This window comes from Paroceanicella profunda (assembly GCF_005887635.2).
In the GTDB taxonomy this organism is placed as follows: Bacteria; Pseudomonadota; Alphaproteobacteria; order Rhodobacterales; family Rhodobacteraceae; genus Paroceanicella; species Paroceanicella profunda.
The window spans coordinates 578,183-596,851 of record NZ_CP040818.1; the positions used below are offsets into that span (position 1 = coordinate 578,183).

Consider the following 18,669-nt stretch of genomic DNA (forward strand, 5'->3'; position numbering starts at 1 on the left):
ATGGGGGCGCAGGCCATGGAAGGCCTGGTCCGTCAGGCCCGCGTGGCAAGCATGCACTTCACAACCGCCGCGCAAAGGCGCGGCGGCGGGCCGCCGGGACGGCTCAGCGGCTCAGGAAGGTGCGGAACACGTCCTGGCTCAGCGTCTCGCGGTTGAGGCCGCGCGCGGCCAGCGCAGCGTCGGACAGGCGCGACAGGCGCTCATACTCATGCGCGGCCGAGAGCCCCTCACCCAGCGAGGCGAACACGTCGAACACGGCATCGATGGCCGCGCGCAGACGACCGGTTGCCGGAGCGGAGGCGAAGGTGGTGGTGGACATGGCGGTATCTCCTGATCGGGTCGGGCGGCAGTGCCGCGTCTCTTGGCTCTAAACATCGTCGGAATCGGTGATTTTGCAATGCAGCAATACCGAAGACCCGCCTTGCGCTGAGCGAATGGCTTCCACGGCAGGCCCGCACCGATATTTAATGAATATGTTCAGCTTTTGGCGCTCGGCGGCCTTCCCGGCCCGCCACCAGCCCTGCACCAGACGCGGATTCTCCCATGCTGCGCCGCAGCATGGCGCACCCCGCCCCGCGGCATCGCGATTTCGCGTTGCGCGGGCGCCCCGCTGGGGTACCGTCAGCGCGCAAGACCGATGGAGATCCCCGCATGACCACCCCCCCGCGTGACGACCGCGCCCTCACCCTGCTGCATCACCGTTCCGAAGCCCTGCGCAAGGGCGACCCGCTGTCGCTGCCGCTCACCCTGTCGAGCGTGTTCCACCTGCCGGGAGACCCGCAGGCCGAGTTCACCTATGGCCGGTTCTCCACCCCTGTCTGGCAGGAACTGGAGGCCCAGCTCGCGGTGATCGAGGCGGCGGAGTGCATCGTCTTCCCCTCCGGCATGGCGGCGATCGCGGCAGTGTTCTACGCCCACCTGAAATCCGGCGACCGGGTGCTGATGCCCTCGGACGGGTACTACACCGGGCGCGTGCTGCTGGAGCGGTTCCTGGTGAAACTGGGCGTGGAACCGGTGTTCCTGCCAACGCGCGACTTCGCCACCACCCCGCTCGACGGCCTGGCCATGGCCTTCATCGAAACCCCCTCGAACCCGGGCCTGGACGTGTGCGACATCCGCGCCTTCGCGGCGCGGGCCCGGCCGGCGGGCGTGGTGACCGTCGTCGACAACACCACCTGCACCGCCTATCTCCAGCAGCCGCTGGACCTCGGCGCCGACCTGGTGGTGATGTCGGACACGAAGTCGAGCGCCGGGCATTCCGACGTGCTGCTCGGCCATGTGGCCGGGCGCGACGCGGCCCTGATGCAGCCGATCCGGGACTGGCGCACCCTGTCGGGCGCCATCGCGGGGCCCTTCGAGGCCTGGCTCACCCACCGCGGGCTGGAAACGCTCGACGTGCGGCTGGAGCGCATGTGCCGCTCCGCCGGGGTGATCGCCGGGCGCTTCGCGGAGCATCCGGCCGTGCAGAGCGTGCGCTATCCCGGGCTCGCCTCGGACCCCTCGCACGAGATCGCGGCGCGGCAGATGTCGGCCTTCGGCTTCATCATTTCGCTCTCGCTGGAGAGCGCGGAGGCGGCGGAGGCCTTCATCACCGGCTGCCCGGCCCTGGCCGCGACCACCAGTTTCGGCGGCGTGCACTCCTCCGCCGAGCGCCGGGCGCGCTGGGGCGACGCGGTTGCCCCGGGCTTCGTGCGGCTCTCCGTGGGGTGCGAACCGACCGAAGCGCTCTGGTCCGCCTTCGCCGCAGCCCTGCCCGGCTGAGCCGCTCCCGGCGCCCGGACGCGCGTCAAGAAAGCGTCATCCCCTGTGGATAAAAGGGGGTGTCGCCTGGCCCGACACTGTATCTGGAGGGCTTGCGCGAATGTGAAGGCCAGATATAGTGGCCCTAACTGGGACGGGCGCGTCCCGTCCTGGCACCCGATCGGGGTGGCGACAGGACGGAGGCCCAGTTGCTGATGAATACCGACTTCTCGACCAATTTCGTAAGGAGCCCGGCGGCCCTGCGGGAACACCCCGCACTGGTGCTGAACGCGGACTTCCGGCCGTTGTCCTACTTCCCGCTGTCGTTGTGGCCGTGGCAGGAAGCCGTGAAGGCTGCCTGGCTCGACCGGGTGCAGATCATCGCCGAATACGACGTGACGGTGCGCAGCCCCTCGACCGAGATCCGCCTGCCCTCGGTCGTGGTGCTGCGCGACTATGTGAAGCCGGCCCGCATGGCGGCCTTCACCCGGTTCAACCTGTTCCTGCGCGACGAATTCACCTGCCAGTACTGCGGTTCCCGCGGGGAGATGACCTTCGACCATGTGGTGCCCCGCTCCCGCGGCGGGCGCACGACGTGGGAGAACGTCGTCGCCTCCTGCTCGCCGTGCAACCTGCGCAAGGGCAACAAGACGCTGAAACAATCCGGGATGCGCCTGCGCCAGCCGGCGATGCGGCCCTCGCCGGAGCAACTGCAGAACGTGGGCCGGAAATTCCCGCCCAACTTCCTGCACGACAGCTGGCTGGACTATCTCTACTGGGATGCCGAACTGGACGCCTGACCGGCCCTGCCGCCCCGCCCCTCCGGCAGGGGAGGCCTGCCCCACCCGGTGGCCGGAGCCTGCCGGCCGCGCGAGGCACGCCACGCCCGACCGCCCCTGCCCTCAGCGCCGCGCGCGGGCCGCCGAGAGCCAGACCAGAACCAGCACGGCGGAGAACACGCCGTTCCACGCCGCCATCGACAGGTCGAGGAACGACCAGGCGATCTCGTCGCAGCGCACCAGCGGCGCCGCCATGATCTGCGCCATCAGGTCATTGGTGGACATGCCCTCCACGCCCGAGGAGGTGCAGGCCATCGGCCCCTGCCACCAGCCCTGCTCGACACCCGCGTGGAACAGGCCCAGCCCGGCGCTCACCGCCAGCACGACCGCCGCCAGCCCCGCCAGCCGGCGCGAGCCGGTGAGGATCACCGCAAGGCCCAGGGCGATGGCGATGCCGTGCGGCCAGCGCTGCCAGATGCACATCTCGCAAGGCGTCAGCCCGCCGAACACCTGGAACGCCAGCGCCCCGCCCAGCAGGGCCGCCGAGCCGAGCGTCGCGACAAGGCCCCGCGCCCGGACGGCGGTTAGCACGCGTGCCGACATCTTCAGTACTCCTCAGAAAAGTTTCACAAGCAGGAAGCCGCCGAACAGCAGGACCACCGAAACGGTGGCCACCAGCCCCAGCCTCCGCTCAATGAAGTCGCGCACCGGCGGGCCGAACTTCCACAACAGCGCGGCGATCACGAAGAAGCGCAACGCGCGCGCGATGATGCTCGCCAGAGTGAATACGGCGAGATTGAGCCCCGTCGCCCCGGAGGCGATTGTGATGACCTTGTAGGGAAATGGCGTCACCCCCGCGACCAGCACCGCCCAGGCCCCGTATTCGTTGAACGTGGCGGCGAATTCGCGGAACTGCGCGCCCTTGCCGTAGAAATCCAGCACCGGCTTGCCGACGAGATCGAAGAGCTCCGAGCCGATGAGGTAGCCCAGCATGCCGCCCAGCACCGAGGCCAGGGTGCAGACACCCGCGATGAGCCAGGCGCGACGCGGACGCGCGATGATCATCGGCACCAGCAGCACGTCGGGCGGGATGGGGAAGACCGAGCTCTCCACGAAACTGATCGCCGCCAGGAACCACAGCGCGTGGCGGTGGCCGGCAAGGGTGATCACTCTGTCGTAAAGGGCTCTGAGCATGGCAAACCGCTAGCAGCAGGGGGGCAGCCTGTCCACTCAATGCTGCGCTGCGATCACGGTTTCGCAGCCCCGCCGTGATCGCTCCGCGCCCGCGGCGCCCCGATCCCGGCGCGGCGGGGGGCGGGGCCCGGGATTTCCGTTCGACAATCCCGCGCCGGTTGGCTAAAACGCCCCCGGTCGGGCCCCGCGCGGGGTCCGGATACGGAGTCCGGGCGTCTCGCGTCCGGTGACTGGCTGAAGGGACCTCTGGTTACATGGAAAATGTCATTCTGACTGTCCATCTCATCATCGCCGTGTTCCTGATCGGAATCGTCCTGCTGCAGCGCTCGGAGGGCGGCGCCCTCGGCATGGGCGGTGGCGGCGGCGGCGGGCTGGTCTCGAGCCGCGGTGCGGCAACGGCCCTCTCCAAGGTCACCTGGGGCCTCGCGGCGGCGTTCATCGTCACCTCCGTCACCCTGACCATCCTCGCGGCGTCGCACAGCTCGGACCGCTCGGTGCTCGACACCATCCTGCCGCCGGACACCACCGGCACCGCCCCCCAGATCGACGCGCCCGCACCGGTTCTGCCGCCTGCCTCCGGCACCGGGTCCGACCAGCCGCTCGCGCCTCCCCCCGCGGAATAACCTTCCGTGCAGGGCCTGCCAGGGCGCATCGAGACGGCGGCGCTGGCCGCTCTCGGCTGGGCCGAGGCCAGCGCCCCGCGGCGGGCGGCCCTGATCGGGCTGCTGGCCCTGCTCACCCTGCTGCCCGGCCTCGCGGCCCTGCCGCCCACCGACCGCGACGAGAGCCGCTTCGTGCAGGCCTCCCGCCAGATGATCGAGACGGGCGACCTGATCGACATCCGCTTCCAGGACGAGCCGCGCTGGAAGAAGCCCGCCGGCATCTACTGGCTGCAGGCCGCCTCGGCCTCCGCCTTCGGCGGGGCGCAGGCACCGGTCTGGGCCTATCGGCTGCCCTCGGCCCTGGCGGTGTTCCTCGCCGGCCTGCTCACCATCTGGACCCTGCTGCCGCTCGCCGGCCAGCGCGCGGCCACGCTCGCCGGGGCCATGGTCTCCACCGCGCTGCTGGTGGTCGTCGAAGGCCATATCGCCAAGACCGATGCCACCCTGCTCGCCTGCGTGATGCTCGCGCAAGGCGCCCTGGCGCGCATCCGCACCCGCGCGGTGACCCGGTTCGACTGGCGCCACCTGCTGTTCTGGGGGGCCCTGGGGCTGGGCGTGCTGGTGAAGGGGCCGGTGATCCTGCTCTCCGCCGGCGGCACGCTGCTCTGGCTCACGGTCACCGAACGGGCGCCGCGCCGGTTGCTGGAGCTGAAGCCGCTGCCCGGATTCGGCCTGCTCATCCTGCTCACCCTGCCCTGGGCGGTGGCCATCTGGCTGCGCACCGGCGGCGCCTTCTTCGACGAGGCCGTGGGTACCGACCTGCTCGGCAAGGTGACCGCCGGCGCCGAGAAGCACTGGGGCCCGCCGGGCTATTACCTCGCCACGGTCTGGGGCACGTTCTGGCCCTGGACGCCGCTGGCGCTCTTCGCCGCGCCCTTCGTGTGGCGCGCCCGGGCCAGCACCGCGATGCGCTTCCTGCTCGGCTGGGCATTGCCCTTCTGGCTGGTGTTCGCCCTCGTCTCCACCAAGCTGCCGCATTACATCCTGCCGATCCTGCCGGCGCTGGCCGGAATGATCGCCCTCTGGGCGACGGCGCCTGACCGTGCCGTTCCCGGCCGGCTGCGCCCCCTGTTCGCCGCCGGGCTCTTCGCCCTGGTGGGCGGCCTGCTGGGCCTCGCCGGGCTGATCGGGCCGACGGTGTTGGAAGGCACGGTCTCCGCGCCCGGCGTGCTTCTCGCGCTCCTCGCCCTCGGCGCGGTGGCACTGGGGGCCCGGGCCATCGCGCGGATGCAGGTGCACGCCTACATCGGCAGTGCGCTCATCGCCGGCCTCTGCCTCTACGCCTCCATCCTGCAATACACCCTTCCGGCGCTGCACTCCGTGTTCCTGAGCCCGCGCCTCGCGGAGGCCCGCGCCCGCTTCGATGCCTGCACCGACCGGCCGCTGGTCTCCGTCGGCTACCGCGAGCCCAGCCTCGTGGTCGCCGGCGGCACCGACACGATGCTCGCCGATGCCGGGGAAGCCGCCGACCTGCTGCGCAGCCAGGATGGCTGGCTGGTGTTCTTCGAGGAGAGCCGCGGCTTCGCGCTCGACCGGTTCATCGCCGAGCAAAACCTGCCGCTGACCACCCTGCAGACGATCCACGGCTTCAACTACAACCGCGGCAAGCCGACCACCCTCCACCTGGTGGCCCGGCCCGGCGACCCCCGCCTCGCGGGGTGCACGCCCGCCCCCGCCCCCCGGGCCGACGCGCCGCCGCCGGGCCCGGACGCCACCGGCGCCGCCATCCAACCGCCGTCTGGATAAGCGGCCCAAGGCCCGCTATTCTCCGCCGCAACCGAGGGAGCCCAGAGGCATGACCGAGACACCGCGCGTGACCGTGATCGCGCCCATGAAGAATGAAGAGCTGAACGTGGCAACGCTGGCCGAGGAGATCGGCGCGGCGATGGCCCCGCTGGCACCCTTCGAGGTGATCTTCGTCAACGACGGCTCCACCGACGACACCGCCGGCGCCATCGCCCGCACGCGCGCCCGCTTCCCCTGGCTGCGCGAAGTCCGCCACGCCGCGAGCTGCGGCCAGTCCGCCGCCGTGCTCTCCGGCGTGCGCGCGGCCACGGCGCCTGTCTGCTGCACGCTCGACGGAGACGGGCAGAACCCGCCCTCCGAACTGCCCAACCTCCTTGCCCCGCTGCTGGCGGACACCACCGGCACCGTCGGCCTCGTCGCCGGGCAGCGGGTTGACCGGCAGGACACCGCCTCCAAGCGCCTCGGCTCACGCGCCGCGAACGCCCTGCGCCGCAGGCTGCTGAAGGATGACACCCGCGACACCGGCTGCGGGCTGAAGGCCTTTCCACGCCAGGTTTTCCTGTCCCTCCCGTTCTTCGACCATATTCACCGCTATCTGCCGGCCATGGTGAAGCGGGAAGGTTACCAGATCGTTCTCGTGGACGTGACACATCGCGCCCGCGCCGAAGGCCGCTCGAACTACACGAATTTCGGCCGGGCGATGGTCGGGGTTCTCGATCTCGTCGGGGTCTGGTGGCTGCTGCGGCGGCGCAAGGTGCAACGGGTGGTCCATTCCGACGCCTGGCAGGGCGCGGCCGCCCGCCTGCCCGCCGGAGGCGACGCGGCATGACCGATGCCCCGCACTGGCTGATGCGGCTGCTGCTCGTGGACAGCTGGTGGGGCGTGTGGCTGGCCCTGTTCGGCCTGCTTGCCCAGGGCATCTTCATGGCGCGGATGCTGGTGCAATGGGTGGCCTCCGAGCGCGCCCGCGCCTCGGTGGTGCCGGTGTCGTTCTGGTGGCTGTCGCTGGCCGGCTCGGTCCTGCTGCTGGCCTATGGCGCGCTACGCGAGGACGTGGTGATCATCTCCGCGCAGCTCTTCGGCTTCATCGTCTACGGGCGCAACCTGTGGCTCATCCGCGGCACCCGGCGCATCGAACATTCCGCCGCCGGCCCGCGCGGCCCCCGCGCTTGATACATGATTAACCGCTCCTCTCTATCGTCGGCGCGTGTATCGGGGACCGCACGATGGAAACACTTGAGTACGAAGACCTCCGCCTGGCCTACAAACCCTTCCTGAGGCCGCCGGGGCTGGAGGCGCGGCTGCGCGATGCCTTCCGGCTCGACGCGCGCTTCACGGAGGAATATCCGGGGCTTCGCCACCTTCTGCTGGCCCGGCGCGAGACGTTCGCCGACGACATGCTGCGCTTTCTCACCACGCATGACGCGATCGACAGCCGCTTCGCCGTCCGCGACATGACGCTGTGCCGCAGGCTGGCGGAGGCGCATCTGCGCAACATCCTGCCCGGCAAGTTCGGCGACACCTACCTCTCCGGGCTGGAGGACCTGGCCCTGCTGCTGGCCCGGCACAACACGTCGATGCTGTGGATCGACGCGGCCTATCACGACCTGTCGCTGAGCTTCATGGACCAGATCGTGACGCACCAGGCGATGACCAACCCCATCCTGCGCCGCGGCGCCTACCGTTCGCTGGCCACCTGGATCATGCTGGAAACCAGCCAGTTTCGCCGCGTGTTCTGCGAATATGCCCGCCTCCTGCGTCATGAGGCCGGCCCGGACCCGGACGCTCCGCCCCCAGACGCGGCGGATTTTTCCGAGCGCCTGCGCCGCATTTCCGCCGGCTTGCTGCGCCCCGACTGAGGGGGGCCCACGGGGCGACGGAGCCTGCCGCGAAGCCGGCGGCCGACAATTTGCCACAACATGTCGGGTTCGGCTTGCCGCGGCCCCCCGAATCCAGTAGTCCTCAAATCCCGTGATACAGCATTCATGGCTGCGCAACATTGCGTCGTGCAGCCCGCAGAACGGGAAATATCGAGCAATGGCGCGCTTCATCTTCATCACCGGCGGGGTTGTCTCCTCACTCGGAAAGGGGCTCACCGCCGCGGCTCTCGGCGCGTTGCTGCAGGCACGGGGATATTCCGTGCGGCTGCGCAAGCTCGACCCCTACCTCAACGTCGACCCCGGCACGATGTCGCCCTTCGAACATGGCGAGGTCTTCGTGACCGACGACGGGGCGGAAACCGATCTCGACCTCGGCCACTACGAACGCTTCACCGGCGTCGCGGCGCGCAGGACCGATTCGATCTCCTCCGGCCGGATCTACTCCAACGTGCTCGAGAAGGAGCGCCGGGGGGACTACCTCGGCCGCACCATCCAGGTGATTCCGCACGTCACCAATGAAATCAAGGACTTCATCTCGATCGGAGAGGATGAGGTCGACTTCATGCTCTGCGAGATCGGCGGCACCGTCGGCGACATCGAGGGCCTGCCCTTCTTCGAGGCCATCCGCCAGTTCGCGCAGGAAAAGCCGCGCGGCCAATGCGTGTTCATGCATCTCACCCTGCTGCCCTACGTGGCCGCCTCCGGTGAGCTGAAGACCAAGCCGACCCAGCATTCGGTGAAGGAGATGCGCTCCATCGGCCTCGCGCCGGACGTGCTCGTCTGTCGCACGGACCGGGAGATCCCGGAGCGCGAGCGCGAGAAGATCGCGCTGTTCTGCAACGTGCGCAAGGAAGCGGTGATCCCGGCGATGGATCTCACCTCCATCTACGAGGCGCCCACCGCCTTCCACGCCGTGGGCCTGGACCAGGCCATCCTCGACGCGTTCAGCATCTCGCCCGCGCCACGGCCCGACCTTGCCCGCTGGGAGGAGGTCTGCGACCGGATCGAGAATCCGGACGGTGAGGTGCGCGTCGGCATCGTGGGCAAGTACACCCAGCTCGAGGACGCCTACAAATCCATTGCCGAGGCGCTGACGCATGGCGGCATCCGCAACCGGGTGAAGGTGCGGGCGGAGTGGATCGACGCCGAGATCTTCGAGCGCGAGGACCCGGCAGCCTATCTGGAAAACCTGCACGCGATCCTGGTGCCCGGCGGCTTCGGCGAGCGTGGCACCGAGGGCATGGTGCGCGCCGCGCGTTTCGCGCGCGAACGCCGGATCCCCTACATGGGCATCTGCCTCGGCATGCAGATGGCGGTCGTGGAAGCGCTGCGCTCGCTCGGCGGCATCGAACGGGCCGGCTCCGAGGAGTTCGATGTCGAGACCGGCGACAAGCGGTTCGAGCCGGTCATCTACCACATGAAGGAATGGCTCGAGGGCAACCGCAAGGTCATCCGCGATCTCGCCGACGACAAGGGCGGCACCATGCGGCTGGGCGCCTATACCGCGACGCTGAAGAAGGATTCGCATGTCGCCGAAATCTACGGCAACACCACGATTTCCGAGCGCCATCGCCACCGTTTCGAGGTCGACATCCGCTATCGCCAGACGCTGGAGGAGAACGGGCTGTGCTTCTCCGGCCTGTCGCCGGACGGCCGCCTGCCGGAGATCGTCGAGATCCCGGACCATCCGTGGTTCGTCGGCGTGCAGTTCCATCCGGAGCTCAAGTCGAAGCCGCTGGAGCCGCACCCGCTCTTCGCGGATTTCGTGCGCGCCGCGGTGGAGCAGTCGCGGCTGGTCTGAAGACCGTGTCGGGGCGAACCCGCTCTTGCCGCACCTGCGCGCCGGCTCTAGGTTGGCGCGAGCCTGACAGGAAAGCGAGAGTCCCATGCCCCGATCCCGGGCCTGTTTCGGTCGACTGAGCGGGTTGGCGGCCCTGGCCGCTGCCCTGCCGGTCGTCCTCAGCGCGCAGACGGTTCCGACCGGCTGGGCCACCGCGGCGCGGATCGCCCGCGTCGATGTTGCGGCGTCCCCCGCGCCACTGCCGGCCTGGGTCGCGGAGAGCGTGCCGGGCAGCGAGGCCGGGCTCGAGGATGTCCTGCGCCGCGCGATGCGCCAGCTCGGCGCGAACATGGCAGGCCCCCTGGCCCTGCGCATGACCATCGCGGCGGAGCCGGGCCCGGGCGACACGCTCGCGGTGCGCTACGCCCTGTCCGACCCTGCCGGCACCCCGCTCGCCCGCAGCGAGGCCCGGCCCCTGCCGCGCCCCGGCGGCACCCTCGGATCCGCCACCGCGCAGCTGACCGACCGCGTCGCCCGCGACGCGGGAGACTGGATCACGGGCCTCGGCTGCCTGCCGGACAATTGTGCGGTGGCCCCCGAATCCGCCAGCGCGCCAGCGGCCGCGCCGGATGACAGCGGCCCCACCCTGGTGGCCCGCCTGTTCGGCTTCCTGGAGCAGGAGGTCCCCCCGGCGGAGGCCGGCCCGCCGGCCGAGGATGACACCCCCACGGCGCAGGCGCCCCGGGTGACGGCCCCTCCGGCCCACGCAACGCGCCCTGGCGCGACTGCCGATGCGCGGGCCGCCATCCAGCCGCCGGCGCCTTCCCCGGCGGCGGCCATGTCCCCGGCTGCGACAGCAACCCCGTCGGGGACCGGATCCCCGGCGGCGACCGCATCCTCGGCGGCAGCCACCTCTCCGACGTCAGCCACCTCCCCGACGGTGGCCGCAGCCCCGGCGGCAGCCGGGTCGCCAGCGGCGGCGGCCACTGCCACGTCCGCTCCCCCGCCGGTCGAGACGCCCCGGCCGGAGCTCACCGGGCTGGTCGCCGATATCCTGCGCGCGGAACAGGATGCGCGCGCCGAGATCGCCTCTTCCGCGGAGAGTGCGGCGTCGACGGCGCAGGTCGCTCCGCCCCGGGCCGCGGCCCCGATGGCGGTTGCGGCGGCGACGCCCGCCCGGGAGCGCGTTCCGGCCGCAGCGGCACCGGTTGCCGCCGCGCCGGCCGCCCCGTTGCCACGCGTTCCCGGCCGCTGGATCGGGTCCACTCCGGCGGAGGTCGCACCCGGCGGGAAGGCGGGGACCTGGGTGCGGACACCGATGGTCGAGACGGAGACCGCCGGTTGGGCCATGGTCGAAGCGACCGGCGCGACCGCGCAGATCACCCTGCTACCGGCCGAGATGCGCCTCGACCAGGCCGCCTCCCTGTCAACCGCCGCGGCCGATGCGCTGAAGGTGCCGGCCGGCAGCGCCGCGGCGCTGTCGCTCTACGTGGCGCGCTAGGCGCTCCCGCGCCCGCCCCGATCAGGGCATTGAGCGCGGGGAAGGCGATCCCTTCGAGCCGGCACACATTCGGCCACCCGGTCCGAGCCGCGCTCGATGCGCTCCACCGCGGCGATGGCGTCGGCGCCCCGGCCCTGCCGCTCCCCGGTGCCGGGCGAGACGGGGCCCACAGGGTCACCGTCCGGCCCGGCGCTTCGACAGTGGAGCGGATCGTGGCCGGGATCTCCTCCAACGCCCCGGCCGTCCACCTCGCGCCCGGCGTCATTGAGGGCAGCCGGGGGCGTCACGCTCCCGGGCTGTGCGGATGCTCCCGATATCCGGTTGAGCAGGGTCCCCGTCGGAGAGGGCGCCGAGCACGGAGCGGGCATCGCCAGGCCCGGCACGGACAGTCCCGGGCTTCGGCCGCAAGGGCAGAGAGAGGCCCACGCCCCGAGGGCTGAACCGTCATGCAGCCGCCCTGCATGGAAAAGGGGCGGCCGGATCCGTTCAACGGCGGGGCGTCGATCCGTCTCAGCCATGGCAGGGACTGCGCCCGTGCCGGACGGACCGCTGCGAGAAAGCTCGGCCGGCCGCGGTTGAGTGAGACGCCCCCCTCCCCGGCGATCCGGAAGACGCCGGGCAGGCGGCGATCGGCACGGGACATCCCGGAAACACCTCCTGCCGGCCCGGGCCGAGCGACACGTCCGACGGGACACACCTTGCAGGCCGGCGGCAGAGGTCTCAGGGGTCCGCGCCCGGTCATCCCGCCGGCGCTCCGTGCCCGGCGCGCGAACAAATCGCCGGCGCGGCGGCCGTCCTGTGGCGAGGGACGCGGAAACCGGGTATGGGAGGCGGCACGCAGAGACCAGGAGGAACAGGACGTGACGGACCTCACCCGCAGAAGCGTTTTGCTCACCGCCGCCGCCGGCGCCCTCGCCCCGGTGCTGCCCCGCGCCGCCCTGGCCGACAGCCGCGCCGACACGGTGCGCTATGTCGTCGGCACGGTGTGGAACGGGCTGGACCCGGTGGGCTTCGGCAACAGCCGCGAGGCGATGGGCCTGAGCGCCAATGTCTATGACCGGCTGGTGCGCTTCGGGCGCAAGCGCGAGGGCGCGGCCTGGACCTTCGACTTCGACACCATCGAACCGGAGCTCTGCGAGAGCGTGAGCCGCAGCGCGGACGGGCTCACCCTCACCTTCCGGCTGCGCCCCGACGCGACCTGGCATGACGGCACCCCGGTGACCGCCGAGGACGTGAAATGGTCGCTGGACCGGGCGGTTTCGGCCGAGACGATGGGGCGGGCGCAGCTTGCAACCGGCTCGCTCGCCGACCCGTCGCAGATCCGCATCCTGGACCCGTGCTGCGTCCGCGTGAGCCTGCCCCGGGCGGACCGGCTGGCCCTGCCCAATCTCGCCACAGTGCATGCCCCGATGATGAACTCCCGCGCCGCCCGGGCCCATGCCACGGCGCAGGACCCCTGGGCCACGGACTGGCTGCGCACCAACACCGCCGCGGGGGGCGCCTACCGGGTCGAGCGCATGAGCCCGGACGGCACGCAGGTGGTGCTCACCCGGTTCGAGGCGTGGAAGAGCGGCCCGCGGCCCGGGCTGGGCCGGGTGATCGTGCAGGCCGTGCCGGACCCCTCCACCCGGGCGCTGCTGATCGAGCGCGGGGACGCGGACCTCTGCCTCGACCTGCTGCCCGCCGACATCGAGCGGTTCGAGCGGGCGGGCGCGCCGCGGGTGCTGACGGCGGCAAAGCCCTCTGGCTTCACCGCGCTGTGCTTCAACACGCGGATGGCGCCGTTCGACGATGCGCGGGTGCGCCGGGCCGTGGCCCTTGCCCTGCCCTATGCGCAGATGTTCGAACAGGCCGCCTCGGGCCGCGGCGAGGCGCTGTCCGGCGCCGGCTGGACCGAGCCTCCAAGCGGCGATTTCCCCCAGCCGATGCCCTTCGACACCGACATGGATGCGGCCGCGGCCCTGCTGGCGCAGGCCGGACTGGCCGACGGGTTCGACACCGAGCTGTTCTACGGGGTATCCAAGGCCACCTGGGCGGACCCGGCCGCCGCGCTGGCTCAGGAAGCCCTGTCGCGCCTGGGCATCCGGCTGCGCATCCGCAAGCTGCCGGACGCGCAGATGGCCGAGGTGATCACCGCGCGCAGCGCGCCGCTGCTGATGGAAAGCTCGGTGGCGCTGTTTCCCTCCACGGAATATTTCTTCCGCATCTTCCTCTCGGGCGACCAGCGCTGGAACTTCCCCGGCTGGGCCAACCCGGAGGTGGAGGCGCTGCTGCCGAAGGCGCGTTTCGAGCCCGATGCCGAGGCCTATGAGGCCATCGCCCGCCGGCTGGTGGCGCTGGCGGCCGAGGACGTGCCGATGGCGCCGCTCTGGCGGCCGGTGCAGGACATCGCGCTGGCGCAGGACCTGCAGGGCTATACCACCAGCTATTTCTACAAGGCTGACTTCCGTCAGCTCGAGCGGGGCTGACCCCCGTGCGGGCGCGGCCTGTGTCGCGACCGGGGTCCGGACTGGCACCGGGGCCGGCGCCGCGGCGCGGCACGGCGCTGGCCCGGGGGCTGGCGCTGCGCCTCGCGGCCACGGTGCCGGCGCTCTTCGGGGTGCTGGCGCTGTGCTTCGCGCTGATGCGGCTGCTGCCGGGGGACCCGGCCAGCCTGATCGCCTCCAGCCCCGGCGGCGACGCGGCCGAGCGGGCGGCCATCCGCGCGCAGCTCGGGCTCGACGCGCCGCTGCCCGCGCAGTTCGCCGGGTATCTGGGCAGCCTCGCCCGGGGGGACCTGGGGCGCTCGCTGCTCACCGGGCAGCCGGTCAGCGCCGACATCGCCGCGCGGCTGCCGGCCTCGCTGGAGCTCACGCTCTGCGGCTTCGCGCTGGCGCTCCTGGTGGCGCTGCCCTGCGGCCTGCTGGCGGCGCGGTGGCCGGGCGGGCCGCTCGACCACCTCCTGCGGCTCGTCGCGGCCCTGGGCGCGGCGCTGCCGAGCTTCGTTACCGGGCTGCTGCTGATCCTGGTGTTCTACCACCTGCTCGGCTGGGCGCCGGACCCGACCGGGCGGTTCGACGTCTTCGCCGCGCCGCCCGCCCCGCGGACCGGGCTCGCGCTGGTCGACACGCTGCTGGCCGGCGATGCCGCTGCCTTTCGCGACGCAGCCTCCCGTCTGGTGCTGCCATCGCTCACGATGGCGCTGTTCGTTGCCGCCCCGCTGATGCGGGTGACGCGCGCGGCGCTGATCGCGGTGTTCGACAGCGGCTACATGCTCAATGCCAGGGCCCTCGGCCTCACCCGGCGGCAACGGCTGTGGACCTGGGGGGTCGGCACGGCGGCGGTGCCCGTGCTCACCGTCTCGGCCACGCTCTTCGCCGCGATGCTGGGGGCGAGCGCGCTGGTGGAGAGCGTGTTCGCCTGGCCCGGCATCGGGCGCTACGCGGTGGAGGCCTTTCGCGCAGCGGATTTCGCCGCCGTGCAGGGCGTCGTGCTCACCATGGCGGCGGTGTTCGTGGTGCTCAACCTGGCGGTGGACCTGCTGGCGCTGCTGCTTGACCCAAGGATGCTGCCGGCATGAGGCGGCGGCCCGGCGGGCTGGCCCTCGCGGGGCTGGGCGGGGTGGCGGTGCTGGCGCTGGTCGCGGTCCTGGGCCCGGCGCTGGCGCCCTTCGACCCGCTGGCCTCCGCCGCCGGCCCGGCCCTCGCGCCGCCCTCGGCCCGGCACTGGGCGGGCACGGACCAGATCGGCCGCGATGTCGCCAGCCGCCTGCTCCACGCCGCCCGGCTGGACCTGCGGCTCGCCCTCGGCGCGGTGGCGCTCTCGGCGGGGGTGGGGGCCACGCTGGGTGCGCTCTCGGGCTATGCCGGCGGCTGGGCGGACCGCGTGCTCGGCCGGCTCGTCGAGGTGGCGATGGCCTTCCCGCTCTTCGTGCTTGCCATGGCGCTGATCGCCGTGCTCGGGCCCTCCGAACGCGCCATCGTGCTGGCCACGGCGGCGATCAACCTGCCCGTCTTCATCCGCCTTGCCCGCAGCGAAACCGCGGCGCGGCGCAGCGCGGGCTGGGTGGAGGCGGCGCGGCTGGCGGGCAACGGCCCCGTCCGCGTGGTGACACGGTTCCTGCTGCCGGAGATTGCCCCGCTCCTCGCCGTCCAGGCCTCGGTGACACTGGGCTGGGCGCTGCTGAACGCGGCAGGCCTGTCGTTCCTCGGTCTGGGGATCGCGCCGCCGACGGCGGAATGGGGCATCATGGTGGCGGAAGGTGCGCGCTATCTCGCGGCCGGGAAATGGTGGCTCACCGCCTGCCCCGGCCTCGCCATCGCCGCCTCGGTGCTGTGCTTCAGCCTGGCGGGCGACGCGCTGCGCGACCTCGCCGCGCCCGGCGCAGGCGGCGCGCGCAGGTCGCGCGGATGACCGGGCTGCTCGCGCTCCGCGGCCTCCACGTGGCGTATGGCACCGGCCCGGACACGGTTCCGGCGCTGCGCGGGGTCGATCTCGCGGTGGCGCCGGGAGGGCGGCTGGGGCTGATCGGGGCCAGCGGCTCGGGCAAGACCACCGCCCTGCGCGCCGCCCTCGGCCTGTTGCCGCCCGACGGGCGGATCACGTCCGGAACGGTGAGCTTCGACGGGCGGGACATCACTGCCGGCCCGCCCCGGGGCCTGCGCGGCGCGGGCCTCGCGATGGTGTTCCAGGACGCGCGCGCCAGCCTCAACCCGGTGCGCAGCGCCGGGGACCAGATCGCCGATGCGCTGCAGGCCCATGCCGCGCTGTCGCGCACCGCGGCGCGGGCGCGGGCGCTGGACCTGCTGGGCGAGGCCGGGCTGGCGGAGCCCGGGGCGGTGGCCGGGGCCGTGGCGCACCGGCTCTCCGGCGGCCAGTGCCAGCGTGTCGCCATCGCCGCCGCCCTGGCCTGCGGGCCGCGGCTGCTGGTGGCCGATGAACCTGCCACCGGACTCGACGGCCCCGGCCGCGCGGCGGTGGTCGCGCTGCTCGACAGGCTCTGCCGCAGCCGGGGCATGGCGCTGGTGCTCATCTCCCACGACCTGCGCCTCGCGGCCCGGCTGTGTGACCGGGTGGCGGTGATGGAGGGCGGCCGGGTGATCGAGGCCGGGCCGGCGGAGCGGATTTTCCGGCATCCGGAACAGCCCCGGACCCGGCGCCTGCTCGCCGCCTGCCCCGCCCCGGGGCGCGGGCTGGCGGAGCTGGATCCGCAGGCGCCCGCCCTGCCGCCCCGCCGCCCGGCGCCGGCCGGCCCGCCGCTGCTCTCCCTGCGCGGCCTCGGCAAGCGCTTCGGGCGCGGCGGCGGTGGCCTGCAGGACATCAGCCTGGACCTCGCCCCGGGAAGCTGCGTCGGCCTCACGGGGGAGAGCGGCGCCGGAAAGACCACGCTGGCGCGCATCATCGCGCGGCTGGAGGACCCGGACACGGGCCGCATCCTGCTGGACGGCACCGATCTCGCCGCCTGCCCGGCCCGCCGTTTCCACGCGCATCCGGCGCGCGGCGCGGTGCAACTGGTGTTCCAGGACCCGCTCGACAGCCTCACCCCGCGGCGCCCGGTGTCGGAGGCCATCGCCGAGCCCTTGCGCCGGCTCACCGGGCTGCGCGGCGCGGCGCTCGCCGCACGGGTGGCGGAGCTGGCCGGGCAGGTGAGCCTTGATCCCGCACTGCTGACCCGACTGCCCGGCGCGCTTTCCGGCGGGCAGCGCGCACGGGTCGGCCTCGCGCGCGCGCTCGCGCCCGCGCCGCGGCTTCTGGTGCTCGACGAACCCACCGCCGCGCTCGACATGCACGTCCAGGCCGGCGTTCTGCACCTGCTGGAGCGCCTGCGCGCGCAGCTCGGCCTCACCTGCCTGCTGGTGAGCCATGACCTCGAGGTGCTGCGCCTGATGTGCGACCGGGTGGTGGTGATGCAGGCCGGGCGCATCGTGGAGGACGCCCCGCCGGACCGTCTCTTCGCCGCGCCCGGGCACCCGCACAGCCAGGCGCTCATCGCCGCCGCGCGGGGGTGAGGGCGGCACACCGCGCGCAAGGCCGCCGCCGCGGCGCTCACGGCCGGAGCCGCACGCAGCATGCAAGGCGACAGGTGCCCCATGGCAACCGGCACCCCGCTGCGGGCAAGGCGGCAGGTGCGGCGCTCACGGCCCGAGCCGCCCGTCGCACCGCAGGAAACCGGTGAGCGACAGGCCCTGGCCGCCTCTCCCGCCCCCCGGCGCACCCCGCCGGGCCGCACACCGGGGCGGGGGGCGAGGGCCCTGCGCCCCGGGAGGTCCGGCGGAGGGCCGCGCCGCTCAGGCCAGACGGCTCAGCCCCGGGCCGCTCGACACAGGCGGTGCAGCGCGGGCGTCCACCACAGGTGCCTCAACGCCAGCCGCTCAGCGCTGTCCGCTCGGCACAGGCGTCTCAGCGCCGGCTGCTCAGCGTCGTCCGCGCGACACGGGCGGCTCAGCGCCGGCTGCACAGCATTGCCCGCCCGGTACAAGCGGCTCGGCGCTGTCCGCTCGGCTCAGGCGGCTCGGCCCCGGCCGTTCGGTGCAGCCCGCGCAATGCGGGTGCGGCAGCGCGGGGGTTCAGCGCAGGCGGGGCGGTTTCGACGGGTCCATGCCGGGGGCGGCGCCGGGGATCGGCTTCATCTCCGGCTCGGGCTGCGGCTCGGGCAGTTCGAAGCCGATGCCGTGCCGGCGGAACGCCGCGAGCACCGGGCTCTGCGCATCGAGGAACACGATGTCGAGCACCGCCGTGTCGGGGCCGGAGAGCCGGTGCGTCTCCGCCAGCGCCTCGGCCACGGCGCCCCGCGCGCCCTCGGGCACGTCGGTGAGCGCGAGCACCGGGGCCTCGGCGCCGCCGGGATAGACCGCGTTGGCCAGCCAGGCGCCGCCGACGATCCCCGCCAACCCGGCCAGGCGTTCGTCCAGCGCGATCACCCGCGCCTCGATCACCTTGGGCCGGCCGATGCGCTCCGGCACCAGGCTCTCCTCGGAGATCTCCGCGCCCAGCACCTCGCCCATCCAGCCCAGCGCCTCGGGCGGCAGCAGGATCGCGGAGGGCGCCACGCCCAGGTTCAGCCCCAGCGTGATGTCGCGTTGCGCCAGCAGCGCCGCCAGCCGGCGCCCGGAGAGCGCGGCAAAGGGTGTGGGCGCGTCGACGAAGCCGGCCATGCGCTCCTCGGTGTCGAACACCAGCGCCACGTCGCCCTCGCCGGTGGGCAGGATCATCGGGCTGAGGGTGGTGGCGCCCTCGGCGGGCTCCGCGTCGAGGAGCAGGAACAGCTCCGCCCCCGCCAGCCGCTCGTAGAAGCGCATCCGCGCCGCCACGTCCTCCGGGGCGGCCTCCATCGCCGCATGCGCCGCATCCAGTGCCGTCCGCTGCTCCGCGTCCATCGCCTGCCTCATCGCCGTCCCGGCCGCACAGC

Annotated in this window: 17 protein-coding genes; 13 read left to right on the forward strand and 4 right to left on the reverse strand. The window is 72.7% G+C overall.

Features of this window, described 5'->3' with window-relative positions; genetic code table 11:
• Positions 1-103: 103 nt before the first annotated feature.
• Entirely contained in the window at positions 104-319 is a 216-nt protein-coding gene (locus tag FDP22_RS02585) for a DUF1127 domain-containing protein (protein WP_138576469.1), read from the reverse strand.
• 332 nt (positions 320-651) lie between these two features.
• Here FDP22_RS02585 and FDP22_RS02590 point away from each other — a divergent pair, with 332 nt between their 5' ends.
• Together FDP22_RS02590 and FDP22_RS02595 are read left to right on the forward strand one after the other, a co-directional pair.
• The gene (locus tag FDP22_RS02590; RefSeq protein ID WP_138576467.1) at positions 652-1,761 is read left to right on the forward strand and encodes a cystathionine gamma-lyase; all 1,110 of its coding nucleotides are present in this window, start codon (positions 652-654) and stop codon (positions 1,759-1,761) included.
• A 194-nt stretch (positions 1,762-1,955) separates the two neighbouring features.
• Positions 1,956-2,540, forward strand: coding sequence for an HNH endonuclease (locus FDP22_RS02595; RefSeq protein WP_138576465.1), 585 nt, complete (start codon positions 1,956-1,958; stop codon positions 2,538-2,540).
• A gap of 102 nt (positions 2,541-2,642) precedes the next feature.
• On the opposite strand, the gene FDP22_RS02600 is transcribed toward FDP22_RS02595, so the two are convergent.
• Both FDP22_RS02600 and FDP22_RS02605 read right to left on the reverse strand, forming a co-directional pair.
• Positions 2,643-3,122, reverse strand: coding sequence for a disulfide bond formation protein B (locus tag FDP22_RS02600; RefSeq protein WP_138576463.1), 480 nt, complete (start codon positions 3,120-3,122; stop codon positions 2,643-2,645).
• Between the two features lie 12 nt (positions 3,123-3,134).
• Positions 3,135-3,713, reverse strand: coding sequence for a YqaA family protein (locus tag FDP22_RS02605; protein ID WP_138576461.1), 579 nt, complete (start codon positions 3,711-3,713; stop codon positions 3,135-3,137).
• A 254-nt stretch (positions 3,714-3,967) separates the two neighbouring features.
• On the opposite strand from FDP22_RS02605, the gene secG reads away from it, so the two are divergent.
• The 11 genes from secG to FDP22_RS02665 all read left to right on the forward strand — a co-directional run bounded on the left by secG (position 3,968) and on the right by FDP22_RS02665 (position 17,269).
• Complete coding sequence (secG, locus tag FDP22_RS02610) at positions 3,968-4,336, forward strand: preprotein translocase subunit SecG (RefSeq protein ID WP_138576459.1); 369 nt, start codon at positions 3,968-3,970, stop codon at positions 4,334-4,336.
• Positions 4,337-4,342: 6 nt separating this feature from the next.
• On the forward strand, positions 4,343-6,121 hold the full coding sequence (locus FDP22_RS02615; protein ID WP_138576457.1) for an ArnT family glycosyltransferase: 1,779 nt from the start codon (positions 4,343-4,345) through the stop codon (positions 6,119-6,121).
• Between the two features lie 49 nt (positions 6,122-6,170).
• Positions 6,171-6,950, forward strand: coding sequence for a glycosyltransferase family 2 protein (locus tag FDP22_RS02620; RefSeq protein ID WP_205910833.1), 780 nt, complete (start codon positions 6,171-6,173; stop codon positions 6,948-6,950).
• On the forward strand, positions 6,947-7,294 hold the full coding sequence (locus tag FDP22_RS02625; RefSeq protein WP_239031848.1) for a lipid-A-disaccharide synthase N-terminal domain-containing protein: 348 nt from the start codon (positions 6,947-6,949) through the stop codon (positions 7,292-7,294). Before FDP22_RS02620 ends, FDP22_RS02625 begins: the two co-directional genes overlap by 4 nt.
• Positions 7,295-7,347: 53 nt before the next feature.
• Positions 7,348-7,980: a hypothetical protein gene (locus FDP22_RS02630; protein ID WP_138576455.1), complete on the forward strand. Its 633-nt coding sequence runs from the start codon at positions 7,348-7,350 to the stop codon at positions 7,978-7,980.
• 178 nt (positions 7,981-8,158) lie between these two features.
• On the forward strand, positions 8,159-9,802 hold the full coding sequence (pyrG, locus tag FDP22_RS02635) for a CTP synthase (protein ID WP_138576453.1): 1,644 nt from the start codon (positions 8,159-8,161) through the stop codon (positions 9,800-9,802).
• Between the two features lie 124 nt (positions 9,803-9,926).
• Positions 9,927-11,282: a hypothetical protein gene (locus tag FDP22_RS02640; RefSeq protein ID WP_138576451.1), complete on the forward strand. Its 1,356-nt coding sequence runs from the start codon at positions 9,927-9,929 to the stop codon at positions 11,280-11,282.
• 860 nt (positions 11,283-12,142) lie between these two features.
• A complete protein-coding gene (locus FDP22_RS02645; protein ID WP_138576449.1) occupies positions 12,143-13,750 on the forward strand; it encodes an ABC transporter substrate-binding protein in 1,608 nt (535 codons plus the stop codon).
• 20 nt (positions 13,751-13,770) lie between these two features.
• A complete protein-coding gene (locus tag FDP22_RS02655; protein ID WP_239031849.1) occupies positions 13,771-14,841 on the forward strand; it encodes an ABC transporter permease in 1,071 nt (356 codons plus the stop codon).
• Positions 14,838-15,674 (forward strand): ABC transporter permease, encoded by an 837-nt coding sequence (locus tag FDP22_RS02660; protein ID WP_138576447.1) that lies wholly within the window; start codon positions 14,838-14,840, stop codon positions 15,672-15,674. The genes FDP22_RS02655 and FDP22_RS02660 overlap by 4 nt, the downstream gene beginning before the upstream one ends.
• Complete coding sequence (locus FDP22_RS02665; RefSeq protein ID WP_138576445.1) at positions 15,671-17,269, forward strand: ABC transporter ATP-binding protein; 1,599 nt, start codon at positions 15,671-15,673, stop codon at positions 17,267-17,269. Before FDP22_RS02660 ends, FDP22_RS02665 begins: the two co-directional genes overlap by 4 nt.
• A 558-nt stretch (positions 17,270-17,827) precedes the next feature.
• Here the strand turns inward: FDP22_RS02665 and FDP22_RS02670 are convergent.
• A complete protein-coding gene (locus tag FDP22_RS02670; protein WP_138576443.1) occupies positions 17,828-18,637 on the reverse strand; it encodes an SseB family protein in 810 nt (269 codons plus the stop codon).
• Positions 18,638-18,669 lie beyond the last annotated feature (32 nt).

Excerpts from the sequence above, each read along its gene's own strand:
- FDP22_RS02585 (WP_138576469.1), bottom strand. The coding sequence starts at position 319 with ATGTCCACCACCACCTTCGCCTCCGCTCCGGCAACCGGTCGTCTGCGC.
- FDP22_RS02590 (WP_138576467.1), top strand. The coding sequence starts at position 652 with ATGACCACCCCCCCGCGTGACGACCGCGCCCTCACCCTGCTGCATCAC.
- FDP22_RS02595 (WP_138576465.1), top strand. The coding sequence starts at position 1,956 with ATGAATACCGACTTCTCGACCAATTTCGTAAGGAGCCCGGCGGCCCTG.
- FDP22_RS02600 (WP_138576463.1), bottom strand. The coding sequence starts at position 3,122 with ATGTCGGCACGCGTGCTAACCGCCGTCCGGGCGCGGGGCCTTGTCGCG.
- FDP22_RS02605 (WP_138576461.1), bottom strand. The coding sequence starts at position 3,713 with ATGCTCAGAGCCCTTTACGACAGAGTGATCACCCTTGCCGGCCACCGC.
- secG (WP_138576459.1), top strand. The coding sequence starts at position 3,968 with ATGGAAAATGTCATTCTGACTGTCCATCTCATCATCGCCGTGTTCCTG.
- FDP22_RS02620 (WP_205910833.1), top strand. The coding sequence starts at position 6,171 with ATGACCGAGACACCGCGCGTGACCGTGATCGCGCCCATGAAGAATGAA.
- FDP22_RS02625 (WP_239031848.1), top strand. The coding sequence starts at position 6,947 with ATGACCGATGCCCCGCACTGGCTGATGCGGCTGCTGCTCGTGGACAGC.
- FDP22_RS02630 (WP_138576455.1), top strand. The coding sequence starts at position 7,348 with ATGGAAACACTTGAGTACGAAGACCTCCGCCTGGCCTACAAACCCTTC.
- pyrG (WP_138576453.1), top strand. The coding sequence starts at position 8,159 with ATGGCGCGCTTCATCTTCATCACCGGCGGGGTTGTCTCCTCACTCGGA.
- FDP22_RS02660 (WP_138576447.1), top strand. The coding sequence starts at position 14,838 with ATGAGGCGGCGGCCCGGCGGGCTGGCCCTCGCGGGGCTGGGCGGGGTG.
- FDP22_RS02665 (WP_138576445.1), top strand. The coding sequence starts at position 15,671 with ATGACCGGGCTGCTCGCGCTCCGCGGCCTCCACGTGGCGTATGGCACC.
- FDP22_RS02670 (WP_138576443.1), bottom strand. The coding sequence starts at position 18,637 with ATGGACGCGGAGCAGCGGACGGCACTGGATGCGGCGCATGCGGCGATG.